This window comes from Mycobacterium sp. 852002-51163_SCH5372311 (assembly GCF_001667115.1).
Classification (GTDB): Bacteria; Actinomycetota; Actinomycetes; order Mycobacteriales; family Mycobacteriaceae; genus Mycobacterium.
The window spans coordinates 1-14,959 of sequence record NZ_LZIJ01000173.1; the positions used below are offsets into that span (position 1 = coordinate 1).

Sequence of the window (14,959 nt, forward strand, 5' to 3'; positions counted from 1 at the left end):
CGGCTGGAGCCCCACATCCTTCGGCGGCTCGTCGCGGAATTCATCCGGAGGCGGCTTCATGGGCGGCGGCGGCCGGTTTTAAGTGCCGAGCACCCTTAGCCGCCCGATGGAGAATGCGGTATCACGCTGGTCGTGCGCGGCAATTCGAAGCGAGGTTCGGCACTTTCGGCTTGCCATTCGCTCCACTGTGCCCACTCATCCCACTCGTCACCGGCCGCGGGGCCCACACCTGACGTCGCCTCGGCCGCACCACCATCGGCAGCGAGCTCGGGTTCCTTAGCCCAGTGGTCGTAGTCGTCCGGCGGCACGGCCACACCCCAGCTGAGCGGGACCGACAGCCCGCCAAGCATGCCCGACTCACCCCGGACCGCCGCTACGGCATCATCCGGTAAGGGCGAACCAAGTGATAGCAGCACGCTGTCCCCTTTATCCGACGCCGGTCCGCGGCACGACGGTGGGCCGGTTCTGCACCACATGCGGACTCGCGCCACCACGACCGAGCGGGCCGTTCGGCATTCCGCCACCCGGGCCGCCCATTGGCATCGGCATCATCGGCATGCCGCCGGCGGCATTGGCTCCGACGGCGGCGGCCATTTCCGCGGCGCTGGGCACACCGCCCAATCCCGACATCGCCGAGGTCACCATCCGAGCGGGCATCGACCCCTGCCATGTCGGCGGTACCGATATCGCCCCCACCAGTCGCGCCTTGCCCAACTCCGCGGCCATCCCCGCTCCACCCACCGGTTTCAGGTCAGGAGCGCCCACCAGTGTGGGCACATTCGCCAGCCCGGCGGTGGCATCGGTCAAGCCGGCCGTACCGACGTTCGCACCCTGCGCCATGCTCATCATCGGCGACATCAACATGCTTGCCGGATACATCCCGACCTGCATCAACTGCGAAGCGCCCGACGTCAGCGACGACGCGGGCAGCTGAGCCGCCATCGACTGCGCCGCCGATAGCATCCCCGGGGCGGCCGCCACGATCGCCTGCGCCTGGGTGGCCACCTGCGCGCCTATCGCCTGCGCCTGCGTGGCCATCGTCGCGCCCGCCGTCGCAACCGACGAGGACAGTTGGGCGCCGGCCTGCGACACGAACGTGCCAGCCTGCGAAACCAGCGTCGACAAGCCGGCCAGGTTCAGTGGCGGCACGCTGAACGGCGTCAACGTAGAAGCCACCGCCGTCGCTCCCGCGTGATATCCGAACATCGCGGCCACATCCTGAGCCCACATCTCCATGTAGTGGAACTCGGTTTCAAAGATCGCCGGGGTGTTCTGGCCCAGAATGTTGGTCGCCACCAGCGCCAGCAACGTCGTCCGATTCGTCGTCACCGCTGCAGGATGCACCGTCGCCGACTGCGCCGTCTCGAACGCTGTCGCCGCCGCCTTTGCCTGCGCACCGGCCGAGGCCGCCTGCGCCGCGGCCGCCGTCAACCACGCCACGTACGGCGCCGCCGCGGCCGCCATCGACAACGACGAGGGGCCGGACCACAGTCCGTCCGCCAGAGCACTGATCACCGAGTCGAACGACGCCGCCGAGGCCTGCAAATCCGCGGCTAAGCCATCCCAAGCCGTGGCCGCCGAAAACAGCGGCCCGGAACCGGCGCCGGCAAAGATTCGTGCCGAATTGATCTCCGGCGGCAACCAGGAAAAGTCCAGAAGCACTACAACCTCAGCTCAACTAAGCGCAATGTGCGCTTATCACCACCGGCGGATCATAAGGCAATCGACCACCTGAGATCTGGGCTTTTGCCAAACAGGCCCGAGGTATCAGCTGCCTTTGAGAGGCACCGCGAGGTAGTCGGCAACGTTGCTCATCGGGATGCGCTCCTGCGTCATTCCGTCGCGCTCGCGCACCGTGACGGCGTTGTCCTCGAGCGAGTCAAAATCCACAGTCACGCAGAACGGGGTACCGATCTCGTCCTGACGGCGATAGCGCCGGCCGATCGCGCCGGCGTCGTCGAAATCGATGTTCCAGCATTTCCGCAATTCAGCAGCCAGGTCGCGGGCCTTCGGACTCAGGTCGGCATGCCGCGACAAGGGCAGTACGGCGGCCTTGACCGGCGCCAGTCGCGGATCCAGCCGAAGCACAGTTCGCTTGTCCATTCCTCCCTTGGCGTTGGGGGCTTCGTCCTCGGTGTAGGCGTCGATCAAGAACGCCATGAACGACCGGGTTAAACCGGCTGCGGGTTCGATGACGTACGGCGTGTATCGACTGTCGGCAACCTGGTCGTAGAACGACAGGTCGACGCCGGAATGCTTGCTGTGCGTTGACAAATCGAAATCGGTCCGGTTCGCGACGCCTTCCAGCTCGCCCCACGGATTGCCGGCGAAGCCGAACTTGTACTCGATGTCCACGGTGCGGTCGGAGTAGTGCGACAACTTGTCCTCGGGGTGTTCGAACAGCCGCAGGTTCTCCGGATCGATACCGAGATCGACATACCACTGCAGCCGGGTGTCAATCCAATATTGATGCCATTCTGGGGCGGTCGCCGGCTCGACGAAGAATTCCATCTCCATTTGCTCGAACTCGCGGGTCCGGAAAATGAAGTTGCCCGGCGTGATTTCGTTGCGGAAGCTCTTGCCGATCTGCCCGATACCGAACGGTGGTTTCTTGCGAGCGGTCGTGACCACGTTCGCGAAGTTGACGAAGATGCCCTGGGCCGTCTCGGGGCGCAGGTAGTGCAGCCCCTCCTCGCTTTCGATGGGCCCGAGATAGGTCTTGAGCATCATGTTGAACTCGCGTGGCTCGGTCCACTGGCCCTTGGTGCCGCAATCAGGGCAGACGATCTCGGTCATCGGCACCGAATCGGGATCAGCAATCGCCTTCTTCGCCGCGTAGGCCTCCTGCATGTGGTCCTGGCGATGCCGGTGGTGACAACTCAGACACTCCACCAGGGGATCGTGGAACACCTCGACATGGCCCGAGGCCACCCAGACCTGACGCGGCAGGATGATCGAGGAATCAATTCCCACGACGTCGTCGCGGCCGGTGACCACCGAGCGCCACCATTGCCGCTTGATGTTCTCCTTGAGTTCCACGCCCAGCGGGCCGTAGTCCCACGCCGACTTCGTGCCGCCGTAGATTTCGCCCGCGGGAAAGACGAAGCCGCGCCGTTTGGCCAGGTTGACTACGGTGTCGATGACGGACGCCACGGGGTAGTCACTCCTTTCTGGTCCCTTTTGGGATTCGGGAAGGCGCATGCCGCAGCGAACCGTCGCCGCGCGAAGCCTGAGCAATGGTAGCGATCCGCGGCCGGGTCTTTGACATGCGTTGTCATGCATGTGACAGTGGATGTCAGCCGCAAGCTGGTACAAATCCTGGCACTTCCCGAGGTGATGAATCCGATATGGTGACGTCTTCCTCAACGCCGACCGCAGAAGAGGCCGCAACCGAGGCCGCTGACCTGGTAGGTGCCCATGAGCACGGCGGCGGCGGATTCACGGCATACCCCGCGCCGCCGCCGCGAGAAATTCTCGACGCGGCCGGCGAGCTACTGCGCGCACTGGCCGCACCCGTGCGTATCGCAATTGTGCTGCAGTTGCGCGAATCTCAACGCTGCGTGCACGAGCTGGTCGACGCGCTGGGCGTGCCGCAGCCGCTGGTCAGCCAACATCTCAAGATCCTCAAAGCAGCAGGCGTGGTGGCCGGTGAGCGGTCCGGACGCGAAGTTCTGTACCGGTTGGCCGACCACCACCTTGCGCACATCGTCGTCGACGCGGTCGCCCACGCCGGCGAAGACGCGACATGACCGCGAGCGCCCGCTCCACCCGCCAGCGAGCGGCGGTGTCGACTCTTCTGGAGACGCTCGACGACTTCCGCTCGGCTCAGGAAATACATGACGAGCTACGCCGTCGCGGTGAGAACATCGGCCTGACCACCGTCTACCGAACGCTGCAGTCGATGGCGACGGCGGGAATGGTCGACACGTTACGCACCGACACCGGCGAATCCGTCTACCGCCTGTGCTCGGAACACCATCATCACCACCTGGTCTGTCGCCACTGCGGTTCCACGGTCGAGGTGGGCGACCACGAGGTCGAGGCATGGGCAGCCGAAGTGGCCAGCAGACACGGCTTCTCCGAGGTCAGCCACACCATCGAGATTTTTGGTACCTGCTCGGAATGCATGGCCTGACGCGCGGACGGTCAGAGCTCGGTCGTGGCGCACCGATAGCTGCGCCGAGTGTGCTCTGAGGGTTGAAAATCGGCCGGAAAATCGCCCTGTGAGCACGTTCGGCGAGGGGCGAGTCAGGCAGCGGTGTCTTAGGAGGTCAGCGACCGTCGCACCTGAGCACCGGTATCCAGTACCAGCAGAATCAGCGTGCGCAGCGCTTCGTCGGTCAAGCCGGCGCCGGGAAAGTTGTACCGCAGCATGACGTCGGCGACCTTGGCCGTACTCTTACCCGAGTTGCGTTGCACGGCCTTCTCGTTGATTTTCTCGATCAGCGTCACCGTGCCGAGATTGGTGTCGCGCGCCTGTTTGGCCACCTGCTCGCTGAGCTTCTTGGTCAGCGGCAGGTCCCACGCCAATACCTGCGTCAATGACACGAGATCAAGGTCCTCGGCGATGTTGACCACTCGCAACGACGCGAACGTGGCGTCATGGCGGACCGTCAATCCGCCGTCGGGCTCTTCGTCGACGGGCAAGACGTCGCCGAGGATCGATGCCAGGCGTTCCTGCAAAGACGGCACTAGGCGCTCCCGAACCGTCGGCTGCGGGATGCGTACTCCTCGCAGGCCGCCCACAGATCGCGGCGGTCATAGTCGGGCCACAACTTGTCCTGAAATATGTACTCAGCGTAGGCCGCCTGCCACAACATGAAATTGCTGGACCGCTGCTCCCCCGAGGTTCGCAGCAATAGATCCACATCGGGAATGTCGGGCCATTGCAGGTGACGAGCGATCGTCGATTCGGTGATCCGGTCTGAATTCAGCTTGCCCGCCTCCGCTAGACGGGCGATTTCCTTTGCCGCCTCCGCGATTTCGGTGCGGCCGCCGTAGTTCACGCAGTAGTTGACGGTGATGACGTCGTTGTTGCTCGTCATGTCCTGCGCGATCGCCAATTCATTGATCACGCTGCGCCACAGGCGTGGCCGCGACCCCACCCACCGAATCCGGACCCCGAGCGTATTGAGGTTCACCCGGCGGAGGCGCACGACGTCGCGGTTGAAGCCCATCAAAAAGCGGACTTCCTCGGGCGACCGTTTCCAGTTCTCGGTGGAGAAGGCGTACAGACTGAGCCACCTGATCCCGAGTTCGATTGCGCCGCAGACAACATCGATGACTACCGCCTCGCCCGCCTTATGGCCCTCGGTGCGCGCCATGCCGCGCTGGGTGGCCCACCGGCCGTTACCGTCCATCACGATGGCCACATGAGCCGGTAGCCGCTCACGCGGGATACGGGGGGCGGCGGCTTTCGACGGATGTTGCGGCGGCCGGCGCGGACCGCCGTCGGGAGACAACGGCAGCGCAGGAAACACCACTGGCCAGGTCGACCTGTCGGGAAAGGTCGGATAGTCGTCGGGGGCCGGGGGCAGCTGCGGGAAGTCGCTGGGGGTCAGCTTGCGCTCGGTCCTAGCCACAGGCGATACCCTGCCCGTCCCGGGCTGCGCGCCGATCGGCGATGGTGCGATCCACCTGATAAGTCCGTTCCACCAGTGGCAGTGTTTTGAGCTGCCGTTCCAGATGCCATTGCAGGTGCGCGGCCACCAACCCGCTGACCTGGCCGCGGTGGGATTGCGGTATCTCTCCGGCGGCCTCCCAATCGCCGTCGTACAACGCGGACATCAGCTCCAGCACGCCCGGCGGCGGTGTGGTCGAACCGGCCGGGCGGCAGTGCGCGCAAACGCTGCCCCCGGCGGCGATGTGAAACGCCCGATGTGGGCCCGGTGTGGCACAGCGGGCGCACTCGGTCAGCGCCGGCGCCCATCCGGCGATGCCCATGGCCCGCAGCAGGTAGGCGTCCAACAACAGCTCGCGGGGCCGGCTTCCGTCGGCCACCGCCCGCAGTGCGCTCACCGTGAGCCGGTGCAGGGCCGGGGCAGGCGCCCGCTCCTCACCGGCCAGGCGTTCGGCGGTTTCCAGCATCGCGCACCCGCAGGTGTACCGGGCATAGTCGCTGACGATGTCGGTGGCGAATGCGTCGATCGAGACGACCTGGGTGACGATGTCGAGGTTGCGGCCGGGATGCAGTTGAGCGTCGATGTGCGCAAACGGTTCCAACCGTGCGCCGAATTTGCTGCGGGTGCGGCGAACGCCTTTGGCCACCGCCCGGACCAGACCGTGATCGCGGGTCAACAAGGTGACGATCCGGTCGGCTTCGCCAAGCTTGTGCTGGCGCAGCACAACAGCCCGGTCTCGATACAGCCGCATCCCGACATTTTCGCACCACCCCGGGACATCTCGGGTATCCGCGCCGATAGTCTCGTACTCCGTGATTGGCGCTTCCGGCTCCGTTTCCGGGTCCGCTTCCGGATCCGGCTACCAGCGCCTGCCCACTCTGACCGACCTGCTCTACCAGCTGGCCACCGGTTCCGTGACCTCCCAGGAACTGGTCCGGCGCTCACTGCACGCCATCAACATGAGCCAGCACACATTGAACGCTTTTCGTGTGGTGCTGACCGAATCCGCGCTGGCCGACGCGGCGGAGGCGGACCGGCGGCGGGCCGCCGGTGACACCGCGCCACTGCTGGGCATCCCGATCGCGGTCAAAGACGACGTGGACGTTGCTGGAGTGCCCACCGCGTTCGGCACCGAAGGCTATGTCCGGCCCGCTACCGAAGACTCCGAGGTGGTTCGCCGGCTGAGGGTCGCCGGCGCCGTGATCGTCGGCAAGACGAACACTTGCGAACTGGGCCAGTGGCCGTTCACCAGCGGACCCGGATTCGGGCATACCCGTAATCCGTGGTCTCGCCGGCACACCCCGGGCGGGTCGTCGGGCGGTAGCGCCGCGGCGGTGGCCGCGGGACTGGTCACCGCGGCCATCGGCTCCGACGGCGCGGGCAGCGTGCGCATCCCCGCCGCCTGGACGCATCTGGTTGGCATCAAACCCCAGCGTGGCCGCATCTCGACCTGGCCGTTGCCGGAGGCGTTCAACGGCATCACCGTCAACGGCGTGCTGGCCCGCACGGTGGCCGATGCGGCGCTGGTGCTCGACGCGGCCTCGGGCAATGTCGAAGGCGATCGGCACAAGCCGCCTCCGCTGACCGCGTCGGACTACGTCGGCAATGCGCCCGGCCCGCTGAATATCGCGTTGTCAACCCGATTCCCCTACACCGCTTTTCGGGCCAAGTTGCATCCTGACATCCTGGCGGCGACCCGACGGGTGGCCAAACAGCTCGAGTTGCTCGGCCACTCGGTGGTGTCGGGCAACCCGGACTACGGCCTGCGGCTGTCGTGGGACTTTCTCGCGCGGTCCACCGCGGGCCTCGTCGAATGGGAGGAGCGGTTGGGCGACCAGGTCAACTGGGACCCCCGCACCCTTGCGAATCTGCGTACCGGCCGTGTGCTGGGACAGGCGATCCTGCGCAGCGCACGCCGGAACGAAGCCGCCGAACAGCGCCGGGTGGGCTCGATCTTCGACATCGTCGACGTGGTGCTGGCACCGACCACCGCGCAACCGCCGCCGCTGGCCCGCTCGTTCGACCGGCTGAGTGGCTTCGGCACCGATCGCGCCATGATCGCCGCGTGCCCGCTGACCTGGCCATGGAACGTTTTGGGCTGGCCATCCATCAACGTGCCGGCCGGCTTCACCGCTGACGGACTGCCGATCGGCGTCCAGCTGATGGGCCCGGCCAACAGCGAGGGCCTGCTGATATCGCTGGCCGCCGAGCTGGAAGCCGTGTCCGGCTGGGCGAACAAGCAGCCAAAAGTCTGGTGGGACACCCGCGTCGACACACCGCCGATGAACGGCGCACCGCCGGTCAGACCTTAACGGTTTCGCTCGCTACGCCGCCCCGTCGAGAGTCTTTGCGCCGAGCGTGTCACCACGGCGACAGTCCGGCCGAATTCTCACCCTCAGAACACGTTCGGCGAACGGTCAACTCAAAAGCCAAGCCGGCCTAGCTGTTTGGGATCCTGCTGCCAATTCTTGGCGACCTTGACCCGTAGGTCGAGATAGATCTTGGTGCCGAGCAGCTTCTCGATTTGTTCGCGGGCGGCGGTACCCACTTCACGCAGTCGGGCTCCCCCCTTCCCGATGACGATTCCCTTCTGGCTGGGTCGTTCGACGTAGAGCACCGCGTAAACGTCGGTCAGGTCGTCACGCCCCTCGCGTGGGCTGACCTCGTCGATGACCACTGCCAGCGAGTGCGGCAGTTCGTCACGCACGCCCTCGAGCGCGGCCTCGCGGATCAGCTCGGCCATCAGAATCTCCTCGGGTTCGTCGGTCAGCTCACCGTCGGGGTAATACGCCGGGCCCGCGGGCAGTGCCGCCGCCAGCACGTCGATCAGCACGTCGATCTGTTCACCGGTCATCGCCGACACCGGGACGACCTCGGCCGCGTGGGCCGAGCTCTGTACCAGTTCGCTGGCCGCGACCAACTGCGCGGCCACCCGGTCCCTGGACACTTTGTCGATCTTGGTGACGATGACGACGAGCGTCGTGTTCGGTGCTATCGAGCGGATCTGCTCGACGATCCACCGGTCTCCGGGGCCGATCGCCTCATCGGCCGGGATGCACAACCCGATCACGTCAACCTCGGCGTAGGTGTCGCGGACCAAGTCGTTGAGACGTTTGCCGAGCAGGGTTCTCGGCCTGTGCAGGCCCGGGGTGTCGACCAGCACGATCTGGAAATCCCCGCTGCGGTGCACGATTCCACGGATGGTGTGCCGAGTGGTCTGCGGCCTGGTCGAGGTGATCGCGACCTTGACGCCCACCAGTGCGTTGGTCAACGTCGACTTGCCGGTGTTCGGTCTGCCGACTAAACACACGAAGCCGGAACGGAATTCAGTCATGTCGCGGAGGGGGTCACAGCGGGTTGCCGGCCCGATCGGTGATGATCACCGACGCCGTCGGTGACAGCTCGCGTACCGCGGCGATGCCAGGGTCGTCGGCGGATCCGGCAACAAGCACCACCGTCTCGAGCACTTTCGTCCCGCTTGATGCGGCCGCGGCAACCGCCGCCTGCAGACCGGTCAACCGCAGGGTCGACAAGTTAACCGCCGCGGCTGCATAGGTGCGGCCATCGGTGTCGCGCACAGCGGCACCACTGCCGGCTTCGGCGCGGGCCATCGCGGAGCGCGCCAGCGCTACCAGCTTGGCGTCCTCGGCATCCAGCGACTCACCCATCGTGTGCGACCTCCTCCGCTTCGGCCGGGCTCAGCAGGACGGTACCGACGCGAACCCGTCCTCGATGGTCGGGGCCGCCCTCGGCATGCAGTCGCAAGCCGTGGGATACCACCTCGGCACCGGGCAGCGGTACCCTCCCCAACTCCAATGCCAACAGACCGCCCACCGTGTCGACGTCGAGATCCTCGTCGAACTCCACGCCGTACAGCTCCCCTATGTCTTCGATCGGCAGACGAGCCGAAACCCTAAAACGCTTGTCTCCCAAATCTTCCACCGGCGCGGTCTCGGCATCGTCGTACTCGTCGGCGATCTCGCCGACGATCTCCTCCAGCACGTCTTCGATGCTCACCAACCCCGCTATCGCACCGTATTCGTCGACCAGCAACGCCATGTGATTGCGGTCGCGCTGCATCTCGCGCAGCAGCGCATCGATCGGCTTGGAGTCCGGCACGAAGACCGCCGGGCGCATCACCTGCGCCACCGTGGTGTCGCGGCCGCCGTCGGGGGCCAAAAAAGTCTTCGCGACAAGGTCTTTCAGGTAGACAACGCCGACGATGTCGTCGACGTTCTCACCGATCACCGGGATCCGGGAGTGCCCACTGCGTACCGCCAACGCGGTGGCCTCGCCGGCCGACTCGTCACTTTCGATCCAGACCATCTCCGTCCGCGGCACCATCACCTCGCGGGCCGGAGTGTCGCCGAGTTCGAAGACCGACTCGATCATCCGGCGTTCGTCGGCGGCGACCACGCCGCGCTGCTGGGCCAGGTCGACGACTTCTCGCAACTCGATCTCCGACGCGAACGGCCCGTTTCTCAGACCCGGACCAGGTGTGAGCGCGTTACCCAAAACCACCAGTAACCGGCTGATCGGCATCAATAGCCACGAGATCGCTTGCAGCGGAAGGGCAGTCGCCAACGAGATGGAGTACGCATGCTGCCGGCCGAGGGTCCGCGGGCCCACTCCGATCACGACGAAGTTCACCAGCACCATGGTGACGGCGGCGCCGAACAAACCCCAATGCAAGCCGAAGTTGTCATAGAGGAACACCACCAGCAGTACGGTGGCATTGATTTCGCACGTGATACGCAGCAGCACTACCAGATTGATGTAGCGGGGCCGCTCGGCCATTACCTGGGACAGGGCAACCGCGCCGGGCCGCTTGTCGCGCAACAACTCCTGCACCCGTGCCAGCGAGACGGTGCTCACGGCGGCGTCGATCGCCGCGAAAAGCCCACTGAGGCAGATCAGGGCGAGAGCGCCCAGCAGCTGAAGCCAACCGGTCAACTGTCGAAATACCTTGACTTGTGCACAGACTCCCCTCTGACGTTTACCTGCGGATTTACAGGCAATGTCGAAGCATAGTCGGAGAAATGATCGGCCGCGCCGAAGCAGAGAAAGCTTGATCGGGCCGCGCACACTTGCACCCTTCGGGTAATTCACGCCTTCATGGGTCGGTGGGCCAAAATGCTCCGAAACGGAATCTGGGGGCGGATGATGATTTGAGTTCTGTGTGAGGAGCGACCCGAGGTCGGGGAGGGCATCACTGATGGAGGGCACTCCGTTTGGTCGCTACCGGCTGATCGAACTGCTTGGTCGCGGCGGCATGGGCGAGGTATGGCGTGCCCACGACACCGACACCGACCGCACCGTCGCGATCAAGGTGTTGCCCGCGAGTTTGTCTGAGGACGGAGACTTTCAGCGGCGGTTCCGTCGCGAAGCCCACGCCGCAGCGCGATTAAATAGCCCACACGTCATTCCGATTCATAACTATGGCGAAATCGACGGCCGCCTCTACCTCGACATGCGGCTGATCAACGGCCGCGACCTAGCCAGCGCGCTTGCGGACGGGCCACTGGAGCCGACGCGAGCCGTACACATCGTCTCCCAGGTCGCCGAAGCCTTGCATGCCGCCCATGACGAGGGTCTGCTGCACCGGGACATCAAACCGTCCAACATCCTGCTCGACAAGAACGACTTCGCCTACCTGATCGACTTCGGCATCGCCCGCACCCTCGGCGAGACCCGGATGACTCAAACCGGCAACACCATCGGCACCTTTCAATACATTGCCCCCGAACGCTTAACCATGGGGGCTGACGAAGACGCCCGCGCCGACATCTACTCGCTGGCCTGCGTGCTCTACGAATGCCTCACTGGCGCCCCCCCGTTTCCCGGTGAGACCATGCCGCAATTGGTTGCCGCGCACCTGAGCGCCCCACCACCGCAGGCCTCTATGAACCAGCCCAATGTGCCCGCCCCGGTTGATGAGGTCATCGCGCGCGGCATGGCCAAAGACCCAAACCAGCGATACGCCAGCACAATCGAATTGGCCGATGCCGCGCGCGACGCGCTCACCGTCCCCATTCGCCGACCGGCAGCGGCTCCCACCGTCGTCCCAACGACGCAGCACGCAGGCAATCGTGTCCCGCCCCAGCCGAGGACTGTTACGGCCGACTCACCGCCACCCGCCAATCCGGTACGACATAAAAACCGTCGCCCGGCGGGTCCGCCGCCGCAAGCCCCATCGCCCACACCGGCGATGGCAGGTGGAATCAGTCGACGCCTCCTAATCACACTCATCGTTGGCGGTGTCGTCTTTGTCGTCCTTCCCGTTGCCGGAATAGGGGTCAGCATCTGGGTTGGCCACAGTTCGCAATCAGTCCCGACATCGTCGACCTCGCCAACCTCATCGGTGCGGTCCTACGGCCCTCAGATTGTGCTGCCGTTCACCGGCCTAGACCACCCCTGCGGTGCGGCGGTGGACTCCGACGGCACCCTCTACGTCGTCGACTACGGCAACAACCGGGTGGTGAAACTCGCAGCCGGCTCGAGCGCCCAGGAAGTGTTGCCGTTCACTGGCCTCTACGCCCCGCTGGATGTGGCGGTGGATGCCGCCCGCGCCGCCTACGTCGCCGACAATGCCAACAGCCGGGTGGTGAAACTCGCAGCCGGCTCGAGCGCCCAGGAAGTGTTGCCGTTCACCGGCCTCAGCCATCCGGATGGTGTGGCGGTGGATGCCGCCGGCACTGTCTACGTCGCCGACGCGGGCACCAACCGGGTGCTGAAGCTGGCGGCTGGCACAGGCAGCCAGACCGTGTTGGCATTCACCGAGTTACATGTCCCCCATAGTGTGGTGGTGGATGCCGCCGGCACCGTCTACGTCGCCGACATGGCCAACAACAGGGTGGTGAAACTCGCAGCTGGCTCGAGCGCCCCGAAAGTGTTGCCGTTCACCGACCTAAGCCACCCAACCGGTGTGGCGGTGGATGCCGCCGGCACCGTCTACGTCGCCGACGCGGACACCAACCGGGTCCTGAAGCTGGAGGCTGGCTCGGGCGCCGCGAAAGTGTTGCCGTTCACGGACCTGAACCACCCCTTCAGTGTGGTGGTCGACAGGACTGGAAACCTCTTTGTCACCGACTCCAGCAACAACCGAGTGCTGAAACTGCCGGTGCAGTAAGCCACAACGCGCATTTGGTTAGAACAGCATAGGCGGGACCTTTGACCTGGCGTCGCCAGCAACGGTGCTGTCCTAGAGCGGTTAGCTGAATCAATGTTTTTTGACGCCACAGCGTCCGTAGTTGACCTCGTTTTCGCAGTCAGAGCACAGCGTAAGGTCGCCTCAACTGTCGAAATACCTTGACTTGTCCAGCAACCGCCGGTCCCGCTCCTCTTGACGGTCCTGCCGGTAAGCCTCGACCTGATCGGCGACCCACTCCTCAAGCAGCCGATCCTGCAGGGCGAACATCTCTTTCTCCTCGTCCTGCTCGGCGTGGTCGTAGCCGAGTAGATGAAGCACACCGTGAATTGTCAACAGCGCCAACTCATGTCCGAGGCTATGACCCGCCGCCAGTGCCTGCTCGGCGGCGAATTCCGGGCACAGCACGATATCGCCGAGCATGGCCGGTCCCGGCTCGGGAGCGTCGGGCCGGCCACCGGGCTCGAGCTCGTCCATCGGGAAGCTCATCACGTCCGTCGGCCCGGGCAGGTCCATCCAACGCATGTGCAGGTCAGCCATCGCCGCGGTATCCAACAGCACCATGGACAGCTCGGCGGCTGGGTTGACGTCCATCTTGGCGATGACGAACCGCGCGACGCTGACCAGTTCCGCCTCTGAGACGTCGATGCCCGACTCGTTGGATACTTCAATGCTCATGGCACCATCATCGGCGACTGCGGATGCCGGACGCGCGCCGAGCCGCCCGATTCATACCCGAACCGGGCTCCTCGTACTTCGCATAGGCATCGACGATCTCCGAGACCAGCCGATGACGCACCACATCCACGCTGGTCAGCTCGGAGATGTGGATGTCGTCGACACTGTCCAGAATGTCGATCGCCGAACGCAGACCGGATCTGGCGCCACCGGGAAGATCGACCTGGGTGACGTCGCCGGTGACGACGACCTTCGACCCGAAACCCAACCGGGTGAGGAACATCTTCATCTGCTCGGCGGTGGTGTTCTGCGCTTCGTCGAGGACGATGAACGCATCATTAAGCGTTCTACCACGCATATACCCGAGCGGTGCCACCTCGATTACCCCGGCGGACATCAGCTTTGGGATCAGCTCGGGGTCCATCATGTCGTACAGCGCGTCGTACAACGGCCGCAGGTACGGGTCGATCTTCTCGCTCAGCGTGCCCGGCAGAAAGCCAAGGCGCTCACCGGCTTCCACGGCCGGCCGAGTCAGGATGATCCGGGTAACCTGCTTGGTCTGCAACGCGTTGACCGCCTTGGCCATCGCCAGATACGTCTTCCCCGTGCCGGCGGGCCCGACCCCGAACACGATGGTGTTGGCATCGATGGCGTCGACATAGCGTTTCTGGTTGAGCGTCTTGGGGCGGATCGTCTTGCCGCGGCGCGACAGGATGTCCAGGGTCAGGACTTCGGCCGGTGACTCGTTGCCGGTGCCGACCAGCATGGCGACACTGTGGCGCACCCCCTCCGGCGTCAGCGGTTGACCCGCGGCCACGATGGCCACCAACTCGGTGATCGCTCGCTCGGCGAGCGCGACGTCAGCCGCCACTCCGGACAGGGTGACGGCGTTTCCTCGTACATGCAGATCGGCGTTCAAGGTGCGTTCGAGAGCGCGCAGATTCTCGTCTGACGACCCCAGCAAGCCGACGACGAGATCGTGCGGAACATCGATGCTGCTGCGAACTTGAGCGTCGGCCTGCCGGGCTCCGGCTGCGTCAGCAGCGCTGGTCTCGCGGGGCGTCACGTGGTTTCCGATGCCTGCTTTCTCCGAGATCCTGACCCGGACTTCGAACCGTCAGTCTACCGCCGGTGACGACGGCGTCCCAACGATTCGGCGCCCGCCGACGGGCCGGGCGCAACCTCAGCGGGTCAGCAGCGTATTGGCCGGCAGATCCTTATCGAGCACCTTATGGGCCTGCGCCGCGCCGGTGACCGGTAGCCGAGTCTCATCCAGCTTGGTCCAGTAGATGCGCTCAGAGGCGATCTTTTGAGTCTCATGCCGGCAACCACCTCGGGCGATAATCACCGGTTCGGCGCCCGCCTGGCTTCGGACCGAGCGCGAGCCGTAGCTCGTATGTCAAGCGGTTACTGAGTGTGCGCTCAAGGCGTTCGGTGTGTCCTAACGAGATTGACTCTGCACTCAGGTAGGAGTTTTGCGAGTAAGCCGCGCCCTCACTGCAGAATCAAAAGC

At 65.0% G+C, this 14,959-nt stretch carries 16 protein-coding genes; 4 read left to right on the forward strand and 12 right to left on the reverse strand.

Annotation, left to right across the window (positions count from 1 at the left end):
- Positions 1–95: 95 nt before the first annotated feature.
- The 3 genes from A5791_RS20150 to A5791_RS20160 form a co-directional block, all read right to left on the reverse strand.
- Positions 96–416: a hypothetical protein gene (locus A5791_RS20150; RefSeq protein WP_082967038.1), complete on the reverse strand. Its 321-nt coding sequence runs from the start codon at positions 414–416 to the stop codon at positions 96–98.
- A 10-nt stretch (positions 417–426) separates the two neighbouring features.
- A complete protein-coding gene (locus A5791_RS20155) occupies positions 427–1,662 on the reverse strand; it encodes a PPE family protein (RefSeq protein WP_067240594.1) in 1,236 nt (411 codons plus the stop codon).
- A 105-nt stretch (positions 1,663–1,767) separates the two neighbouring features.
- Positions 1,768–3,201 (reverse strand): glycine--tRNA ligase, encoded by a 1,434-nt coding sequence (locus A5791_RS20160; RefSeq protein ID WP_197504740.1) that lies wholly within the window; start codon positions 3,199–3,201, stop codon positions 1,768–1,770.
- Between the two features lie 146 nt (positions 3,202–3,347).
- Here A5791_RS20160 and A5791_RS20165 point away from each other — a divergent pair, with 146 nt between their 5' ends.
- Positions 3,348–3,749, forward strand: coding sequence for a metalloregulator ArsR/SmtB family transcription factor (locus A5791_RS20165; RefSeq protein ID WP_067240598.1), 402 nt, complete (start codon positions 3,348–3,350; stop codon positions 3,747–3,749).
- A complete protein-coding gene (locus tag A5791_RS20170) occupies positions 3,746–4,135 on the forward strand; it encodes a Fur family transcriptional regulator (protein WP_067240600.1) in 390 nt (129 codons plus the stop codon). Before A5791_RS20165 ends, A5791_RS20170 begins: the two co-directional genes overlap by 4 nt.
- A gap of 128 nt (positions 4,136–4,263) precedes the next feature.
- On the opposite strand, the gene A5791_RS20175 is transcribed toward A5791_RS20170, so the two are convergent.
- From A5791_RS20175 to recO, 3 genes are read right to left on the reverse strand one after another with little or no spacing between them, the layout of a single operon-like run.
- Positions 4,264–4,692, reverse strand: a complete 429-nt coding sequence (locus A5791_RS20175; protein WP_067240603.1) for a hypothetical protein — start codon at positions 4,690–4,692, stop codon at positions 4,264–4,266.
- On the reverse strand, positions 4,692–5,582 hold the full coding sequence (locus A5791_RS20180; protein WP_067240605.1) for a decaprenyl diphosphate synthase: 891 nt from the start codon (positions 5,580–5,582) through the stop codon (positions 4,692–4,694). The genes A5791_RS20175 and A5791_RS20180 overlap by 1 nt, the downstream gene beginning before the upstream one ends.
- Positions 5,575–6,372 (reverse strand): DNA repair protein RecO, encoded by a 798-nt coding sequence (recO, locus tag A5791_RS20185; protein ID WP_067240607.1) that lies wholly within the window; start codon positions 6,370–6,372, stop codon positions 5,575–5,577. Before recO ends, A5791_RS20180 begins: the two co-directional genes overlap by 8 nt.
- Positions 6,373–6,433: 61 nt before the next feature.
- Between recO and A5791_RS20190 the strand changes: the two genes are divergently transcribed.
- The gene (locus tag A5791_RS20190) at positions 6,434–7,933 is read left to right on the forward strand and encodes an amidase (protein WP_067240609.1); all 1,500 of its coding nucleotides are present in this window, start codon (positions 6,434–6,436) and stop codon (positions 7,931–7,933) included.
- Between the two features lie 110 nt (positions 7,934–8,043).
- On the opposite strand, the gene era is transcribed toward A5791_RS20190, so the two are convergent.
- The 3 genes from era to A5791_RS20205 are packed head-to-tail and all read right to left on the reverse strand — an operon-like array spanning position 8,044 to position 10,574.
- Positions 8,044–8,955 (reverse strand): GTPase Era, encoded by a 912-nt coding sequence (gene era, locus A5791_RS20195; protein WP_067240612.1) that lies wholly within the window; start codon positions 8,953–8,955, stop codon positions 8,044–8,046.
- Between the two features lie 13 nt (positions 8,956–8,968).
- Positions 8,969–9,289, reverse strand: coding sequence for a cytidine deaminase (locus A5791_RS20200; protein ID WP_067240614.1), 321 nt, complete (start codon positions 9,287–9,289; stop codon positions 8,969–8,971).
- Positions 9,282–10,574, reverse strand: coding sequence for a hemolysin family protein (locus A5791_RS20205; RefSeq protein ID WP_067240616.1), 1,293 nt, complete (start codon positions 10,572–10,574; stop codon positions 9,282–9,284). Before A5791_RS20205 ends, A5791_RS20200 begins: the two co-directional genes overlap by 8 nt.
- 262 nt (positions 10,575–10,836) lie before the next feature.
- Between A5791_RS20205 and A5791_RS20210 the strand changes: the two genes are divergently transcribed.
- Entirely contained in the window at positions 10,837–12,750 is a 1,914-nt protein-coding gene (locus tag A5791_RS20210; protein ID WP_067240618.1) for a serine/threonine-protein kinase PknD, read from the forward strand.
- 162 nt (positions 12,751–12,912) lie between these two features.
- Here the strand turns inward: A5791_RS20210 and ybeY are convergent, their stop codons facing one another.
- The 3 genes from ybeY to A5791_RS26585 form a co-directional block, all read right to left on the reverse strand.
- Positions 12,913–13,446: an rRNA maturation RNase YbeY gene (gene ybeY, locus A5791_RS20215; RefSeq protein WP_067240620.1), complete on the reverse strand. Its 534-nt coding sequence runs from the start codon at positions 13,444–13,446 to the stop codon at positions 12,913–12,915.
- 7 nt (positions 13,447–13,453) lie between these two features.
- Positions 13,454–14,512 (reverse strand): PhoH family protein, encoded by a 1,059-nt coding sequence (locus A5791_RS20220; RefSeq protein WP_067240622.1) that lies wholly within the window; start codon positions 14,510–14,512, stop codon positions 13,454–13,456.
- Between the two features lie 117 nt (positions 14,513–14,629).
- Positions 14,630–14,794, reverse strand: coding sequence for a hypothetical protein (locus A5791_RS26585; protein ID WP_156661525.1), 165 nt, complete (start codon positions 14,792–14,794; stop codon positions 14,630–14,632).
- Between the last annotated feature and the right edge of the window lie 165 nt (positions 14,795–14,959).